Origin of the sequence: Chthonomonas sp. (assembly GCF_035294505.1) — a bacterium.
Classification (GTDB): domain Bacteria; phylum Armatimonadota; class Chthonomonadetes; order Chthonomonadales; family Chthonomonadaceae; genus Chthonomonas.
The window spans coordinates 36,697-54,287 of sequence record NZ_DATGKU010000174.1 but is presented as its reverse complement, the minus strand read 5'-3'; the positions used below and the strand labels follow the sequence as shown (position 1 = coordinate 54,287).

Sequence of the window (17,591 nt, the reverse complement as noted above, 5' to 3'; positions counted from 1 at the left end):
ATTGGCTCTAGGGCAGAACGGTGATGCTGGTTGGAAAGACGCCATCGTCTATAAAACGTTCTCCGCCCGCGACAAGGCCGGCACGGTAAAGATGGGTGCCAGGAGTCTGTACGCGAATAAAGCCACTGACTTCCAAGGTTTGATGAGCCGCCAAGGCGGCTTGCCCGAAGCCAAACCGATAGGGCCATAGGCCAGGCGGAAAGTCGCCGGGATGATCGGAGGTAACGGCAAGTTCGAGCTTTCCTTGCTCTTCCTCGTAACCCGCCTGCTGCCACGACTGGTTTTCGTTGTAGACGAAGCCGGGTTTAGGAGCCTGCATGAGCGGGACATCTACAGGGAGATTATTTTTAAGTACGAAGGTAACTTTTAACAGCTCTCCCACGTGAAGCGTCCGCGGCTCGAAGCGAACCTCCACAAGGTGGGGAACATTTTGAGGAGGCACATCAACAAAAAGAGACAAGGGGGGTGTGAGGTATTCCCCCTGGTGCACTAGAAGGAGGTTCAGCCCACGAGAGGTCAGGATGGTGTAGGGCAGTTGAAATCGAATAAACGCCTCTGAACGGGCCACCGGCAGCATGGGCTTCCCGTTTATTTGCAATTGTCCACGGTCAAGATGCCTGCCCTGAAGCGTTACTATATCTCCCGGATGGATTTGGTTCGGCATCACCGCTTGAATGATGGAAGTGCCTGCAGGATAATGTACGGCAATTTGAATGGTACGGCTCCAACCATACCCATCAAAAAGACGCAGATCGGCCATGGGGGCATGCGGTCGATTCCAAAAATCGGTAGGTATTTCCAGCTTTAAGTGATCTTTGTAGTGGGCTGTAATCCACAATGGTATCCCGTTTACTTCTACAACGGGCATGACTAGGGGAAGCCGCAAATGAAGATGAGAGAGATGCAGTGGCCTACCGGGCTGCAGGGTATGCGGTAGGGTAGGAAGGGTGGCTCGGTTGTCTTCGAGATAGACGAAGGGATGGCGATTGGTGTAGTGAGAAAGCGCATCGGCTTCGATGCAACTTGTAGGGGGTACCGATGAGAATCGAGATGGGAAACAGAAGAAGTTATGGGAGAGGTCTGCTTGTGTATTCAGAAGTTTTAGGGGTGTTTTGGCACCGTAAAAGAGGTTACCGGTTAGGTAATAAGGCCCGGATGGGATAGAATCGCGCCCATTTTGTCGCAGATAGACCAGAGGCGTATCTTGCTTTGGGGCATCGAAACCGAAAACGTTGTTTTTAAACTGGATGTTTTGGCCGTTTTCGATCTCAACGGCACGCGTGGTGTCATTGATGCACTCGTTACCCAGCACCTTTGTGTTACGAGAGTAGCCAAGCCATAATCCATAGTTGGAGTTCGAGCAGTTATTCCCCTCGATGATCGTATTGGCCACTAGGTCTACCTCAATGGCATTGTTAGGGCTGAAGGAGCAGTCGTTGTTGCGAAAACTGTTGTTGTCGGAGCTGAATCGGGGCGGAACAGTGCGGCCAGGGACGAGGGGACCCTCATTCGCACGAACGAAGATGCCGTCACCACCAAAGCGGAAGTCATTTCCTTCTACCAGGTTATTATTGCTGGCATGTTCCAAACAGATGCCGGCCGAATCGAGCGTTGACCATCCGCTGAGGGCTTGATAGAGTTGTCCGGCCCCCGTTGTGCACCAGATGGCGCGGTTCTTGCGGATGAGGTTATGACCGGCATTCCATAGGTGGATTCCCCAATTGTTGTTGTAGGAGAGATCGCAATTTGTGACGGTACAGTTCTGAGCACTTACGAGATCAATCCCGTCCCAGGCATATTCGGCTTTGCAGTTGGAAATGAAACAAGATTCACTGTTCCGAACCAAAATTCCGGCTCCCCATTGATCTTGGGGCTGGGTTCCGCTTTCGTCAATGACGGTACCGACATTCGGACAGCCGTTATGAGAGAGAGCACTATCTAATATGCGGATGGACCGGCAGTTCTCGATGAGAATGCCATAAAGACAACCCGCCACATCGGCATGGCGAATAGTGACGTTGCGGGCATGAACGATATGGATGCCGATACCGTGGTTATGATAGGCGCCGCGAATGCGGACGTTGCGCAGGTCAAGCGTAAAGTCATGGCCACGTACAACCAGCATGGGGAGATCACGGTCTTGAAGGATATAGGTACCGGGGCGAAAATGGGTCGTTTTTGAGACGAAGGTGTTCGGCTTTAGCACAACTTGCTGTGCTTTGAGCGGTGGCAGGCAGAGCAAGAGGGATGTGATGAGCAGCCCTCCATTAGCCACTTGCATATTATGATGGGCGAGGCGAATAGGCATAAGCGACTTCCTAGATGGATTTAGAACGGTGAGCTACGAGGGCGTATCAAGCACCTCACGAACTTTTCGTAGGAGGCTGCCCGGAGTAAAAGGTTTGGGCAAGAAAAAGATACCCTGTTCAAGTACGCCCTGATGCGCAATGGCATTCTCGGTGTAGCCAGAGACATAGAGAACTTTCTCGATCTTACGGGTTTGCAGGAGGCGTTCGGCGAGATCGCGTCCGCTCATACCGGGCATAACGACATCGGTAATGAGAAGATGAATGGGAGTGAGATGGTGCTCGGCAAGTCGGATGGCCTCTTCTCCGGTGCCTGCTTCGAGCACGGTGTAGCCCTGTGCCCGAAGTGCGGAGGCGGCAACTTCGCGCACGATCGGTTCATCTTCGACCAGAAGGATGGTTTCTGTGCCTTTGGGGATGGGGGGAAGAGTGGGTTCGTTCAGCTGTAGCTCTTCCGGAGTGCCTTCGGCGTAAGGAAGGAAGATTTTAAAGGTTGTTCCATGCCCCGGCTCGCTGTAGAGCCAGATGTGACCCTCGGCTTGTTTTACAATGCCGTAGCAGGTTGCCAGACCAAGGCCGGTGCCGCGGCCTTGCTGTTTTGTAGTGAAGAAAGGTTCAAAAATATGTTGTTGAACGCTTTCATCCATTCCTACCCCGGTATCACTTACCGTAAGCATGACATAGTTACCCGGACGTACCCCCTCATGGCGCTGGGCATAGGTCTCATCAATGAAAGCATCTTCAATGGCGATCGTGAGAGTACCACCTTGAGGCATTGCATCACGTGCGTTGATTACCAAATTCACCAGTATCTGCTCCATTTGGCCGGGGTCAACCTTCACCGGATGTACCTGTTCCACCTTGACGTGTAATTCGATATTTTCGTTAATAAGCCTTTGCAGCATGGGCTGAAGGTTTTGGACGAGTTCATCGAGACGAATGAGGCGGGGTTGTATGATTTGGCGACGTGCGAAGGCCAGCAGGTGCTGAGTGAGGGTTGCAGCACTCTCCGCAGCGCGTTCGGTGTCTCGAAGTCGCGCTTGAACCGGGTGGTCGGGGGGAAGCTCTTCAGAAGCAAGCTCCATATAGCCGAATATGGCGGTGAGAATGTTGTTGAAGTCGTGTGCAATCCCGCCGGCGAGGCGCCCAAGACTCTCCAGTTTTTGCGCCGCTAGTAGCTCCTGTTCAAGGCGTTTCTTCTCGGTTACATCGATTCCTGAAACAACGAACCCCACAACTTCATCCTTATCGAGAAGCGGGGACCATCCGATGACCATATGTCGAACCGATCCATCGCTTCTTACAAAGCGAGCCTCCATATCGGCGACCGGATTTTTGTGTTGTAGGGAGTGTTCAAAGGCCTCTTTCAGTTTCGCTGCGGTATCGTTTGAGAAAATATCTAGAAAGGATTTTCCTTGCAGTTCCTCTATCGGGTAGCCAAGATCATGAAGAGCTTTGGGGTTCAGATAGACGAAATAGCCATCTTTGTTAAGACCGATGATGGAGTACAGGCTACTTTCAAGCACCTTGTCACGGAACTCTTTTTCTTTTTGGAGCTGATCGAACTGGGAGCGGGCCAGCGTTAGGGAGCGCTCGTAGTTGCTCGATAGTTTCTTCAGATTATTGAGACCCCAAGAGGCGAAAATAACACTGGCAAGCAAGAGCAGACCCATGAGAGGGAACATGAGGGAGAGGTGATCGTTGTAGATGCGAAGCCGTTGTGCAAGCAGCCTCTTCTCTTCCCCAATAAAGGAGACAAGAAGGGCATCTAGGGCCTGATGAGAACGAAATATGTGTAGGTCGGTATTTCTGAGAGTGGCGCTTAGCTTAGTGGCAGTGAGGCTTTTCAGGGTAGCCTGATGCCAGTCGGCCAGCAGTGTTTTGGCGCTGTCGAGTCGTTGAACTTGGATGGGGTTGTCGGAAACCTCTTTTTGTAGGGAGGAGAGAGACCGCGAGAGCGAAACCGTGACGGTTTGGTAAGTAGAAAGGGAGCGTGGAGAGCGAAAGAGGAGAAAATGGAGATAGGCCGATTCAGCCTCATTGAGGTTGCGTTGAATGTTTTCCGCGCTCGAGATGACCTGGTAGGTGTGATTTACCCACGCGATGGCGTTTCTAAGAGCGAGCACATTCCAGAAGAGCACGCCGATGAGCAATGTTTCGGCAACAAGAGGGAGGGCGAGGGAAGAGAAAAAACGGCGTCGAAAGATATGTGTATCAGGTAGTGTGTACGGCATATAGCTACCCTTCCATTGTTTATCTGCATATTCACGGTAGGGAACAAAGAATCCTACTACGTACCGCGGTTTCTCTGTAAAAGATTTTTTTAGAATAAGTGCCAACTGCCGGATAAGTTCCCATTGTGGGGTTTGGACTAAAGCAAACCTATCTTTTAGGGAAGAGACCCTGCTGGTAACAAGGCCGTACATAGGGTAATATTTCGTATCATGTTGATGAACAGATCGCGTGAGAGGAGAGTTTCGGCGATGAAGACGATTCCGTTCAATCCGGAGGCTATTCCGGGCAGGTACCGAATCACCTACAGAGTGCGGGATGCGCATCGTGGATATCCTATCCGGGAGGTCGAAGTGCTTGCCACCCCTGAGGAGATCGCCGCGTTTGTGCAAAACGGCTATTTGGTGCGAGAACGCTTGGTTCCGATGGATCAGGTGGAGCGGCTCCGTTGTGCGTTGGATGAGGCGATTGCGGCGGATACGAATTTAGAAACAGGGGGCGGTCGCGCGTTCGGAGGGATATTCATCCGTCACCTGATGGATAAGCATCCGACGTTTTTAGAGTTGCTCACCTTTCAGCCAACGCTATCGGTTGCCAGAGCGCTTCTTGGCCCCACAGTGCAGTGGCGCGGGCTTACCGGTCGTGTCTGTTTTCCGGACGATCCGAATAAGGAGACGGAGTGGCATTTTCATCAGCGCGTGGTGCCCGACCCTCTGCCGCCGTTTTTTGCGCGTCCTGAAACTCTTGAGGTGCTGCTCTATCTCGACGATATTGATGAGAAAAGCGGTCCATTGTGTGTCGTGCCAGGGTCGCATCACTGGCTGGAGCGCGATCTCGACAAGGACGATTTCCACGACAAGCCCGACCAGGTCGTTCTGAAGGTACCGGCAGGCAGTGCGGTGATCATGCACGGTTCCCTATGGCATCGGGCCATGCCAACTCAGCCGGGCTGCTCCCTGCGACGTCTGCTTCTGTGGAGCTATGGGCCAACCTGGCAGAAGCCCAGCATTTACGGAGTTAAACCTACGAACGGGCTGACCGCACAGCTTCTTGCCGATCCAAATACCGACGAGGAGATCCGCGAGCTGCTCGGCGTGGCCGGATACATGTAAGCATAGCGGGGACACTCCGTAGTCGTTAAATCGATCCGGTAGGGGCGGGTTTCAAACCCGCCCCTACATGGATGGGTACCCCTATACAAAACAGACGTACCACGACCCGCTGTGTCGACGAGCCAAACCGTCTTGATTTGCCCTTCCAACCCGACGATGCCACCGCTCCGCAACTTGCAGCGGGTTTTATGGGTCATGCTTGCCCCAAGACAACAGCTTGTAAGATGTGCTCTTGCATTGGGGAAAGGAGGTGTGGAATACTAAAGCGGACGTAAAGATTTCAGTGGGTAAGTGAGATGATCAAGAGATTGAAAGGCGGCTGGCAGAGGGTAAGCGTTTACCTTGGTGTGTTTGGTATTTTGGCGGCATCTCTTTCAGGATGTGGAGGGGGAACGGGTAGCCCAGGAGGTAGCACAGGAGGAGCAACCTTGCCCCCACCCACTCCAGGCCCATACACAGGGCGAGCCGCTTGCAGTGCCAATCCGCATCAGAGCGGACGAGCGCGCTGGACGATCCTCATCTATATGCAGGCCGCTAACAACCTGCAGCCCTACAGCTTGGAAAATGTAGCGCAGATGGCCTCGGTAGGCTCCGATAGCAACATCAACATTGTGTTGCAGTGGAAGCAGATACCGGCCAGCAAAACCAATAACTGTCCTAACTGCAATCCCTCTTTTTATGGAGTCAGACGCTATCTCATCCATCAGCACAGCCAGGCCGACATCAACGCGATCGCCAACGGCGATACGCGCCCGCTGAACAGCGATCGGTTGCCAGACCCGCCGGGGAACACTCCGGTCAATACCACCGGCTTCAAGGATACTCTACCCGATCCCAATGGTCGTCCCAATGGCACCGAAGATATGGGAAGCTACCAGACGTTGGCCGACTTTGTGCGGTGGGGAACCCAGACCTTCCCTGCCGATAATGTGGCGCTGGTAATATGGGACCACGGTTCCGGGTGGTTGAATGTTTATCGCTCTGCCCCAAACAGAGCCGCGCCACCCAACGTCGGAACACGTGCCGTTGCGGAAGATGATGAATATACTGACGAGATCGAAACGTGGGAGTTACCGCAGGCCTTGGCCGCCGCAGCGCAACCCATAGATATGCTGATTCTCGACTGCTCTCTTGAACAGATGACAGAGGTGGCCTATGAGGTGCGACATTCAGCTCGGATCATGGTTGGGTCGGAAGAAAGCCCGCCCGCGCCCGGCTATCCGTATGACAAATGGCTTGGCGATCTGAAGGCGAGCGGAGGCACCTTTACCGACTGCGATTTGGGAAACGCCATCATCCATGAGTTTGTCAACGACCCACTCTACGTGAACGACACGGGAGGTTACGCCTCTGAGCTTACGCAGTCCATGATTGACCTGAGCCAGATGGATAATGTAGCCAGTGCGCTCGACAACTTTGGGGCTGTGCTCGGGATTCACGTGAACGATCAACAGAATCTTTTTTACCGTCTTCGCCAAGACCCCAATTTCCAAAACCGTCAGCTGGGAGGTGCGCAACACTACACGACAAGTTATCGCGACAACAAGGATTTATGGGACTATGCGGAGCTGGTGAGGACAGGAACATCGGACACGGATATGCAACAGGCTGCCATTGCCATGGAGAATGCGCTTACCGGGCCGAATGGGGCTATCCTTGAGGCGATGCACGGCCCAACAGGGCAAGATGGCTCTCACGGGTTGGCGATCTATGTCCCGGCGCCCAGCGGATTTATTAACTCTTACTATAATCTCGCCATTACCCGCGCAGCGCCCCATTGGCCGCGCTTTTTATTGGCACAAGTGAAGTGAGGCTTCACGCCATGCTGATGGGGTCTATGTCTACAACGATCAGGGAGCGCAGCGCGGACGGCAGGTTGTCGAGTGCCTGACGAATAAGCTGATGCAGCGGGAACTCGACAGGCGCTCGGAGGGCGACATGGTGTCGAAATAGTGTTTTGAGTTTGGGAATGGAGGCCGGAGCCGGCCCGATGATCTCCACGGAGGCAGGGCGGAGGCGTGCGAGCATGGTCGCTAACCGTTCCGCTCCTGCTGCCGCGACTTCCTCGTTTTGGGAAGCACAGATCAGGTTGGCGAAACGACTGAACGGCGGATAACAAAGCTCTTTGCGATAGATCAGCTCTTGACGGTAAAAGGCCCCATAGTCGTGCCGGCTCGCCGCTTGAATGGCATAATGTTCAGGACAAAACGTTTGGACGATGACCTCCCCCGCCACCTCACCACGACCAGCTCGACCCGCCACTTGAGTCAAAAGTTGAAAGGTGCGTTCGGCTGCCCGAAAGTCCGGCATATTGATGGCAGTGTCTGCATTGATGACTCCAACTAAGGTAACTTTCGGGAAATCGAGGCCTTTGGCGACCATTTGAGTGCCGATGAGAATATCGGCCTCGCCCTGCCGAAAATCGCGCACGATGCGTGCATGAGCCTCTTTCCGCACGGTGGTGTCTCGATCAAGACGCGCGATACGCGCCTGCGGAAAAAGCAGTAAGGCTTCCTCTTCAACGCGTTCGGTTCCTAGTCCAAAACCCTTTACCCGGTTGCCACCGCATTGCGGACAGAGCAGAGGAGCTGAGGAGAGATAGTTGCAGTGGTGGCATTTAAGAGAGCGATCGGCGAGATGAAAGGCCAAAGAGATTGCGCAGTTCGGGCAACGCGCCGTCCAACCGCAATCTCTACAGAGGACAAACTGAGAGTAACCACGGCGATTTAAAAACAGAATGACCTGCTCTCGTTTGGATAGTCGGTCGGCGATGGCTTCCACGAGGGGCTGAGCAAAAAGTACCGGCTTTTTTTGGAACTCCCGCCGCATATCCACGATATGGACGTGAGGCAGGGGCCGGTTGTCTACTCGCTCCAGCATTTCGATGCGCTCTATGGTGCCGCACTCTGAAGCATAGAAACTTTCTAAGGCCGGGGTAGCGCTCCCCAGTAGCAGCACCGCGTTGTTGTATTTTGCCCGCTCTTCGGCTAGTGCACGGGTATTGTAGCGCGGAATTTTCTCTTGTTTGTAGGAGGGTTCGTGCTCTTCATCCATGATGATGAGCCCGATATTTTGCAGGGGAGCAAAGACGGCCGAGCGGGCGCCGATGACGATGCGTGCTTCGCCGCTTTGCACACGGCGCCATTCATCGTAGCGCTCGCCTTCCGATAGCCGTGAATGCAGGAGGGCCACCTGTTCGCCGAAGCGACCGATGAACGTATCGGCCACCTGTGCGGTAAGGGCGATCTCGGGCAGAAGGACGATGGCGTTGTAGCCTTGAGCGAGTGTGTAGGAGATGGCATCGAGATAGACCTCGGTTTTGCCGCTGGCAGTGACACCGAAAAGGAGGAGCGTTTTTTGCAAGCGCGCTTGTAGGAAGGAACGTATCCGTTGTATAGCCTGCTGCTGGGATTGGGTAAGAGGTGGGGGTGTGGTGCGCTTTGCGGTGGCCTTATAGGGCATGCGATAACGAGTGATTTCGCGGACCGAGAGAATGCCCTGTTTTACCAAGGCGCGTAAGGAGGCGTAGGAGGCACCGCTGCTTTCGATAAGCTCTGCTGCCGTCATCTCGGTTTGGCCGGCGCGCGTGCGTTCCTGCAACACATGCAGAATCTGCTGTTGTTGAGGACTTCTGCGCCCCACTCCCGCCCGTCCAATGACCTCAGCCGCCGGGCCGAGGGAGTAGAGCTTGACTTTCTGGAGGTCGGCGCCGCTTCGCTCGATCTCGCGCGTCTCTATCAGGAGCTGCTTCGATAGCAGAGTTTTATAGACCGTGCGAAAGTCATCCAGGGCTGCCGCTTTGCGCAGTTCTTCCAGTTCCGCCTCTCCGCCGAGGGCGCGAAGGGTCTCTATGAGATGCGCTTGCTTTACCGCTTTGCCGAGGTCTTTGCCGCGCAGGTTAGGATCGCTGAGCCGGACTTTAATAGTAAGCCGCGCCCCCATGGCGTTTGGAGCCACACAGCGCAGCGCGTTCTGCAGATCGCAGACGTAGTGCTCTTCCATCCATCGTGCCAGTGCGATCTGCTCCGGAGTGATGGAGATGGCTTCGGGCACAATGCCCAGAATCGGCTTTAGTTTGGCGCAAAGCGGATCGTCTTGGGGCAACGTTTTACGTTCCAGAACATAGCCTAACACCTCTCTGCCGGCAAACGAGACATGTACGCACTGCCCGACCTGCAGTTGATTTCGCAGTGATTCGGGGATGAGATAGCTGTAGGTGGGCGAGAGGTCTGGGGCATCCACGTCCACGGCAACTTCGGCAATATCGTAGGCGGCGTATTCTTCCCAAAGACTGCCGGTATGGCTATTTGCATCGGGACGGGTCATGAGCTTTGCGGTGAATCGGATGAGGCCGCATCGTCTGAACCGGGTGCGGTAGAGCGTTTCGGAAGTCGAAGAGGTACCCGCGGCTCGGTGCCGGCTCGTAGACGCTGCATATTCGGTTTGTGGCGATAAAGGGCCAGCAAGCCGGCGGCTAAGCTGAAAAAGAGGCGCGGCGAATCGTGTGGGTAGAAGAAGAATGTCCAGATCGGCAACGCGATGGCGATGCTAATGGAGGCTAAAGAGACATAGCGGAAGGCGAGAAGAACGGCAAAAAAGACGGCGAATTCTGGAAGGATCACTTTGGGTGCGATGCCGATGAGGGCACCGGCACTGGTAGCGATGCCCTTACCTCCTCGAAAGCCGAGCCAGATGCAGTAGTTATGCCCAATAATGGCCAACAGCCCGGCGAGCACTTGATAGAGCGAGGAAAGCTGCAGGTGAGAAGCTAACAAAGGAGGAACGGCGCCTTTAAGCACGTCGAGCAGGAACACAACGAGGCCAGGCCCCTTACCGCAGATACGCCATACGTTCGTCATGCCAATGTTGCCGCTGCCGAGGGTGCGGATGTCCACACCCTTCAGCAACCGTACGACGATGTAGCCAAAGGGAATAGAACCCATGAGGTAGCTACCAACAAGTAGCAGCATAGGTAACAGGTTAGTCGGCATAGAATCGGCTTTCAAAGATGCGGCGTGCTTCGTTCATCGCTCTGCGGAGATCGCTCAGCGCTTGCGCTCCTTCTTGGTCGTCCACATAGCCAAGAAGCCGAGCAAAGGCACGTATAGATATTGTATCTTCTGGAAGCCGATCTTGCGATCGTCCGGTATAGAGCCAGAGGGCGTTTCGAGCGCGTGTAAGCTGCAGATAGGTAGCAATAAGCACATCGGCTTCGGCGTTATCGAGAAGATGCGCATCGGCAAGGGAGCCAAGAGTCTGCACCGTATTCGGGCATCGCAGGCCGGAGATACGCCGCCCGTGCTGCATCTGGAGCCATTGGGCAAGCCATTCGATGTCGAGCAAACCGCCGTGGCCTAGCTTTAGGTCGCTGGTACGAAGGTGTGGTTCAAGTCGCTCTGTTTCGATACGTCGCTTCATGGCACGCATGGCGTCGGTGTAGGTTTTTGGGAAGGGCTTAGGGTAACTAATGGCCTGTAGAACTTGGGTGGCATAAGCACCTTGTTTGGAGTTACCGGCGACGAATCGCGCTTTTAGGAGCGCCTGCTTCTCCCAAATTTCCCCGCTTGTTTTATGATAGTGATACAACGCCTTGTGGCTCGTGAAAAGCGCCCCATCTTTCCCCCAGGGGCGAAGTCGCAAATCAAGTGTGATCGGCAGATTATGGGTGGCGAGATGGGTTATAGCCTCTTCCAGAAGCTCGATGATGCGATGTAGGGTACGAGACCGAGCCGTATCGCGGAGGCAGGATTCGTCACAAAGGAAGATGACATCCCAATCGCTTGCGTAGCCTAGCTCCTGCCCGCCCAGCTTGCCCAGGCCAAATACGGCTAAGGAGGCAAGCTCTTGTGAGGTATCTGCACGATTTTGGGTTGCGAGTTCTTGAGCGCAGAGTTCCAGAAGTATCTGAAGCGTCTGTTCGGCGAGTTGTGTTAAGTGTTGTTGCACCTCTAGAACGTCTATTTCGCCCCAAATATCTCGTGCCCCGATCTCAAGCCATTTTCTCTCGATATTGGTAGCTAAAGCGTCTATTTGAGCACCGTAATCTTTTACTTTTCGCAGTGGGTGCCACCAATCGCGCGATTCCTCTTCAGGGTTGATAAGGTTTTCCAGCCACTCTTGATGTCGTACGAGGCGTTGGAACAATGGAGGGGAACCTCCGGCCAGTCGCAGAAGTTTATCCAGCATTTGAGGGCTGTCGTCGCAGGCAGCATAGAGCTGGGCCCGGTTGGGCACGGCGATGGCGAGGGCCTCGAAGCCGAAGAGAGCGGCGTCGGGGTTGGGGGTACGAGCCGCCATTTCGAGAAGGCGCGATGCGATGTTCTTAAATTCGATGGGGGTATCCGGGGGCATACCGCCATATTCGTTTCCTCGCATCGGCATTTGGAGGAGAGGAATAAGCTTTTCCGGGTGATGGAAGCCGTGATCGTGCAGAAGACGGATGAGCTGTGCTTGAGAGGCCGGGCTATCTATGGTATCGAGGAGGGTTGCCAGATCGGTGTTCGTCGTGGCCGGAAGTCTTGGGGATGGTATTTCCCCATAGAAGAGATTTTGAAGATAGGTATGCACACGAGCGCGCCGTTGGGACAGTTCCGTTTCAAAAACCTCTGAGGAGTCAAAACCCATTCGACGCGCCAGACGAAGGCGTTCTGGTGAGCGGGGAGGGGGAAGAGTTTGTGTTTGGTGTCCGTGGAGCAGTTGAAGACGGTGCTCTAGCGTTCTTAGAAAGACATAGTCTTCAGCCAGGTGGCGATGAGTTTCTTTTGGAAGAATGCCCGCTTGATAGAGGCGTTGGAGTGCCTGGAGGGTATTTGGGGTGCGCAGAGAGGGTAGTTTGCCACCGTGAAGAAGCTGAAGGCGTTGTACGAGAAACTCGATGTCGCGAATGCCACCGTGTCCCACTTTAATATTGCTTTCCGTTTGTCCTTCGAGCGCGCATTTGCGCTCGATGCGCCGTTTATTTTCCACGATAGAGGCGATAAATTCGGGAGGCGGGAAGGGGTTATAGACAAAGGGGGTGATAAGGCGGTGAAAGGCTTCACCGAGTGCTCGATGGCCGGCAACGAAGCGGGCCTTGATAAGCGCCTGTAGCTCCCAAGGCTCGGCCCAGTTCTCGTAGTAGAAACGATAGGCTGAGAGCGAGCGAACAAGAGGGCCAAAGCGGCCTTCAGGTCGAAGGCGCATATCTACGCGAAACACATGCCCATGCGTGCCCTCTTCGGAAAGGGTTTTGATAAGGGTTTCGGCGAGACGGTTAAGCCAAGCAAGCGTATTGATTGAGGTTCCATCCTCTAGAAGGAGGGTTTCGGGAAGATCGTCGGCATGAACGAACATCAGGTCTATGTCGCTGCTGTAGTTCAGTTCGCGTCCACCCAACTTGCCCATAGCGATGACGGCGAAGGCCGGTGGGTTCTGATCTGGTTTTGGTAAGATGGTGTAAGCGATGTCGAGGGCTGCTTGTAGGCAGGCATCGGCGAGGTCGGAGAATGCACGAGCCGTCTCTGTAAGGCTGGCAATGCCTGCGAGGTCGCGCACACCGATGCGAAGCATCTCACGCGCTTTCCAGCGTCGTAGGGCCTCCCGTTTCAGGTCGGGGTAGCTGCATGCCTCTACGAGGTTGCGAATCTCGCGGGTAAGCGTTGCGACTGGGCGACTCTCGCCTCGTTGGCCTGGATCGGCGATCAGTTCAAAGCATTCGGGCTGACGCGCGAGTAGATCGGCGAAAATCTGGCTGCTTCCGGTAACGATGCAGAAGATTTCGAGCGCAACCGGATGGGCACAGAGGAGGTTTAGATAAACGAGAGGATTGCCGGTGGCCTCGAACCAGCGGCAGAAGGCGAGGAGGGAGCGATTGGGGTCGGGGCTTTCTTGAAGCGCTCGAAACAGAAGTGGATAGAGACGCTCCAGATCATCGTCGGTAACCCCCCGACCGGCGAGATGGGTAAGACGTTGGAGTGCACGCTTGGGGTCTTCGATGCCAAGTGATTGAAGCGCTGCGATCTGTGTGTCTGCGGTTTCCATGACATAGGGATTCTACCCATATTGTGTAGAGCGTGCAACGGAAACCTCAGCGTGAGGGCGCTTGTCGCCGTTGCATAAAGACGATTTGACATATTCTGTTTGACTGAGAAAAGGCAGGTATCTAGCTTAGGATGCACTGGCAACGTCTCCTGCGGAAGCATCCGGCTTGCGTTCTGCTGTTCTGTTCGTTTGACAGGCTGCTTGCGGTATTGTATAATAAGATAACGCGGTACGGAGTGATGTCCGAGCTGGCCTAAGGAGCACGACTGGAAATCGTGTAATGGTCGAAAGACCATTCGAGGGTTCGAATCCCTCTCACTCCGCTTCGCTATCGTCTCTGCTTGGTGAGAGCTTTTGTTGTTTCTGAGCATGGCGTAAAAAGTGAAACGGCGCCTAACGGCTCGAAACACCTATGGGTTGAACTGGAGGAACCCTCCCGCGTGACTTGGAACCCCATACAGCGGATGCGCCCCTATGTGCGCTACCTACTTATGCTTATCGCCTTACCCTGCGTTTATATGGGTGGGGTCTGTTTAGCCCTCCTTTGGCATGAACATGAGGCCAATACGGATTTCTCCGAGTTGCATCTGCCTCGCATGTCGGCGCCAACCGCCCAAACACGTCTTCTGGTATTTGCGCCTCATCCGGATGATGAGACATTAGGATGTGCCGGGCTTATACAACAGACTCTTGCGGCTGGGGGGAAGGTGGAGGTCATCATTCTAACCAATGGGGATGGGTTTCGTACCGCGGTGGAGTGCGATACACACAAGATGCGCGTGGGGCCGGCGGATTTCCTCCAGTTTGCCTCCCATCGTCAGCAGGAATCGTTGGTGGCGCTCTCTAAGCTGGGGCTTTCGCCTAAAAATGTCCTCTTTCTTGGATATCCCGATCAAGGCCTAGAGCGACTCTGGCTTGATTTCTGGACACCAGAACGGCTCTACACCTCTCCGTACACACGGGCAGATAGGGTGCCCTACTCGAAAGCGCTCTATCCCCACGCACCCTACTGTGGCAGTGAGCTTTTGAAGATCATAGAGCAGGCCATGCGCGCTTTTCGGCCTAACCTTATTGCGGTTACCGATCCACAAGAGGATCATCCCGACCATCGGGCAGCCTCCTATTTCGTGTCGCTAGCGCTTGAGGAGTTAGGTGGGCAGCCGAGTACGGCAAATTGGGCCGGTCGGGCGCTCTTGGTGCACTATCTGGTGCATCGTGGCGATTGGCCGCAGCCTCAAGGCATCGGCTTAACGTTTCCGCTTATTCCGCCACGAGGTATGCTGCATATCGGTACCCTATGGATGTCGTTGCCTCTCACCGAAGTGCAGGAGCGCCGAAAACTGGAGGGGATCGAGGCTTACCATAGTCAAACGATGATGATGGCGCGTTTCCTCACCTCCTTTGCGCGTCGGACCGAGCTTTTCGGTGTTTTACCTGCGGAGGCTTTGCCGCAGTTAAATGGGCATCCACAGCTTGCGTCGGCGGGCAATGTGGAGCATTGGTGGCAGAGAACGCCACCCGTTTTTCTCGATGCAGTCGGTGATAATCTTCTGCGTACGCTGGAGGGAGGGGCCGATCTGCGGTCGGCTTGTGCGTGTCGGAGAGGTGAAACGCTTTGCCTCGATTTGGAGTTCTGCCAACCGGTCAGCGCTCGTTATCGCTACGTATTACAGCTGCGAGCGTTTGGTGAAGGGGGACGCTCGGCGGCAACCGCTCTCCGTCTAAAGCTTCCTGTGGCCAACCAGGCATTGCCAGAAGGCGGGTGGGTGAATGTGGATGGGCGTCACTTGGCGGTGGTGTTGCCATGGCGATTGTTGGAGCAAGAGGCGGGGAACAACCCTGTAACAAATATTAGTTTTGGGATTAAAACCTATCTATCGCGGGTTCTCATCGATCAAAGCGGCATGTGTCTGCTCTCTGTGAAACCTACAAACAACGACCGTGCCATCGCAGCGTTGGAGCGTGGGTAAGGGGTCATGCGGCTTGGAATTATCGGAGGCACCTTTGACCCGATTCATTATGGGCACCTCTTTGTGGCTGAAGAGTCGCGTGTGCGCTTTCGGTTAGATAAAATTCTCTTTGTGCCGGCCGGCATTCCTCCGCACAAGAAAAACGAGGAGATCACGCCACCAAAGCATCGTTATGCGATGACGGTCATCGGCATCCATGGGAATCCGGCTTTCGAGTGCTCTCCCATCGAGATTGATAGGGGCGGCGTGTCCTACACGATAGATACTTTGATCAGTTTGCGTGAGCAGTACCCACAGGATGAGTTTTTTTACATTACCGGCATTGACGCTGTCTGCGATCTATTAACTTGGCATCGGCATCAGGATGTGATGCGGATGGCACGATTCATTGCCGCGGCCCGCCCAGGATATTCGCTCAATCGTCTGCGAGACCGCTTACCGCTAGAGTATCTAGAAAACATTCTGCTGCTCGGTTCCACCATGCTCGACATCTCCTCCACCGAATTGCGTCATCGGGTTCGCCATAACCTGCCGATTCGCTACCTAACGCCGGACGGTGTGGTAGAGTATATCCGCAAACACCGGCTTTATAAGTGAGGAACGAGTGAAGAGGAAAGGGCGTCTATATTAGCAGACCGGAAAGGCTTTTATGAAAAAAACGGACGTTGTTACAGCCGAAGAGAAGTTACGGGTCATTGCCAACGCCGCCGATTCCGTGAAGGCGGAGGAGATGGTGGCTCTAGACCTGCGCGACCTCACGATTATCGCAGACTACTTTTTCATCTGCACCGGGAAGTCTTCCATTCAGATTCGGGCTATTGCCGATAAGGTGGAGGAGAAGATGGAAGAGCGCGGTCTGCGGAAGTTGCGGATCGAGGGGTATCAGGAGGCCACCTGGATATTGCTGGATTACGGAGATGTCGTGGCGCACATTATGGCTGCTGAGCAGAGGGCTTTTTACGACATCGAGTCGTTCTGGTCGGCCGCACCGCGCATCTCCATAGAGAGGCTACTGGAGGGGCAACATGAGTCCCAACGAAGAACACAACACCAAGACTCCGTCGAATAATGCCGAGCGAACCCAAGCGATGCCACCGTTGCCGGGGACAGAGATGAAGGCTTCGCCGTCAATTGATGAGCGGGTTTTGGAGGTCGCCCAGGAGATGATACAGCAGGGCATAACGCCAGAGCAGGCCAAAAAACTTTTAGAAATGAGCGGGCCTAGCGCTGGCGGCGTGTCTCCTGCTGGGGCCGACTTAGCTAGGAGCACCGGGGCCGAAGTCTCCCTAAGCGAGCTTATCGCAAAGAAGATTGAGGCTCAGGCGGAGGCGGTTAAGAAGATAGATTTGGGCTTGCCCGACTTTCGTGAGGCAACCTTACAAGAGAAGTATGAGGCCGAACGCCTTCAGCGTGAGGCCGAGCTTTTGCGTCGGAGGGAGCGTTACCGAGAGGCAGAGGCCAAGTGTCGAGAAGCCTTAACGAAAAACCCAAAGGATGCTCTGGGTTTGGAGTTGCTAGGAGATATTCTCCAGGGACTTGGGCGGGTGGATGAGGCGATGGCAGCCTACTATCGGGCCACGCTAGCAGACCCGCAGCGCGCCTCGGCAGAGAAAAAGTTCGGCGATCTGTTGGTGAAGCAGCAGGATTGGGGCGCGGTGATCACCGAGGATGTCGAGAAGCATCCCTTTGTGGGGCTGCTGCTTTCGGCGCTTCTCCCTGGGCTTGGACATTGGTATTATGGGGAGACCGTGAAGGGGCTTATCTATTTCGTTATAGATGCCATTCTCCTTGCCGTTCTGCTGTGGATAGTGCCTCGTTCTCATGGGATAACGCTCGGGGTGCTGGGAGTGGCGCTGTTGGCGCTGCTCTACTACTGTTTCGTGTTAGTAGACATGCGTTTGGTTTCGCGTAGGGCGAGCAGCGCCTAATTCTTTTCAATAGAAGGGAAGTAG

Annotated in this window: 11 protein-coding genes and 1 tRNA gene; 7 read left to right on the top strand and 5 right to left on the bottom strand. The window is 54.5% G+C overall.

Translation table 11 applies throughout. From position 1 onward, the window contains the following. Window positions 1-7: 7 nt before the first annotated feature. Together VKV18_RS10140 and VKV18_RS10135 are read right to left on the bottom strand one after the other, a co-directional pair. Entirely contained in the window at window positions 8-2,308 is a 2,301-nt protein-coding gene (locus tag VKV18_RS10140) for a right-handed parallel beta-helix repeat-containing protein (protein ID WP_324204089.1), read from the bottom strand. Between the two features lie 33 nt (window positions 2,309-2,341). Beyond that, window positions 2,342-4,540 carry an ATP-binding protein gene (locus VKV18_RS10135; protein WP_324204088.1) on the bottom strand — a complete coding sequence of 733 codons (2,199 nt, stop codon included), beginning with the start codon at window positions 4,538-4,540 and terminating at the stop codon, window positions 2,342-2,344. Between the two features lie 249 nt (window positions 4,541-4,789). On the opposite strand from VKV18_RS10135, the gene VKV18_RS10130 reads away from it, so the two are divergent. Both VKV18_RS10130 and VKV18_RS10125 read left to right on the top strand, forming a co-directional pair. Beyond that, window positions 4,790-5,650: a phytanoyl-CoA dioxygenase family protein gene (locus tag VKV18_RS10130; protein ID WP_324204087.1), complete on the top strand. Its 861-nt coding sequence runs from the start codon at window positions 4,790-4,792 to the stop codon at window positions 5,648-5,650. 428 nt (window positions 5,651-6,078) lie between these two features. After that, on the top strand, window positions 6,079-7,461 hold the full coding sequence (locus VKV18_RS10125; RefSeq protein ID WP_324204086.1) for a clostripain-related cysteine peptidase: 1,383 nt from the start codon (window positions 6,079-6,081) through the stop codon (window positions 7,459-7,461). 4 nt (window positions 7,462-7,465) lie between these two features. On the opposite strand, the gene priA is transcribed toward VKV18_RS10125, so the two are convergent. The 3 genes from priA to VKV18_RS10110 are packed head-to-tail and all read right to left on the bottom strand — an operon-like array spanning window position 7,466 to window position 13,669. Further along, on the bottom strand, window positions 7,466-9,976 hold the full coding sequence (gene priA / locus VKV18_RS10120) for a primosomal protein N' (RefSeq protein ID WP_324204085.1): 2,511 nt from the start codon (window positions 9,974-9,976) through the stop codon (window positions 7,466-7,468). Beyond that, on the bottom strand, window positions 9,973-10,641 hold the full coding sequence (gene plsY, locus VKV18_RS10115) for a glycerol-3-phosphate 1-O-acyltransferase PlsY (protein WP_324204084.1): 669 nt from the start codon (window positions 10,639-10,641) through the stop codon (window positions 9,973-9,975). Before plsY ends, priA begins: the two co-directional genes overlap by 4 nt. Next, window positions 10,631-13,669 (bottom strand): hypothetical protein, encoded by a 3,039-nt coding sequence (locus VKV18_RS10110; protein WP_324204083.1) that lies wholly within the window; start codon window positions 13,667-13,669, stop codon window positions 10,631-10,633. The genes plsY and VKV18_RS10110 overlap by 11 nt, the downstream gene beginning before the upstream one ends. 233 nt (window positions 13,670-13,902) lie before the next feature. Between VKV18_RS10110 and VKV18_RS10105 the strand changes: the two genes are divergently transcribed. The 5 genes from VKV18_RS10105 (at window position 13,903) to VKV18_RS10085 (ending at window position 17,567) form a co-directional block, all read left to right on the top strand. Beyond that, window positions 13,903-13,992, top strand: a tRNA-Ser gene (locus VKV18_RS10105). Between the two features lie 117 nt (window positions 13,993-14,109). Continuing rightward, window positions 14,110-15,639: a PIG-L family deacetylase gene (locus VKV18_RS10100; RefSeq protein ID WP_324204082.1), complete on the top strand. Its 1,530-nt coding sequence runs from the start codon at window positions 14,110-14,112 to the stop codon at window positions 15,637-15,639. A 6-nt stretch (window positions 15,640-15,645) separates the two neighbouring features. Then, a complete protein-coding gene (nadD, locus tag VKV18_RS10095) occupies window positions 15,646-16,236 on the top strand; it encodes a nicotinate-nucleotide adenylyltransferase (RefSeq protein WP_324204081.1) in 591 nt (196 codons plus the stop codon). A 52-nt stretch (window positions 16,237-16,288) separates the two neighbouring features. Next, window positions 16,289-16,708 (top strand): ribosome silencing factor, encoded by a 420-nt coding sequence (rsfS, locus tag VKV18_RS10090; protein ID WP_324204080.1) that lies wholly within the window; start codon window positions 16,289-16,291, stop codon window positions 16,706-16,708. Beyond that, on the top strand, window positions 16,665-17,567 hold the full coding sequence (locus tag VKV18_RS10085) for a hypothetical protein (RefSeq protein WP_324204079.1): 903 nt from the start codon (window positions 16,665-16,667) through the stop codon (window positions 17,565-17,567). Before rsfS ends, VKV18_RS10085 begins: the two co-directional genes overlap by 44 nt. The last annotated feature ends 24 nt before the right edge of the window (window positions 17,568-17,591 follow it).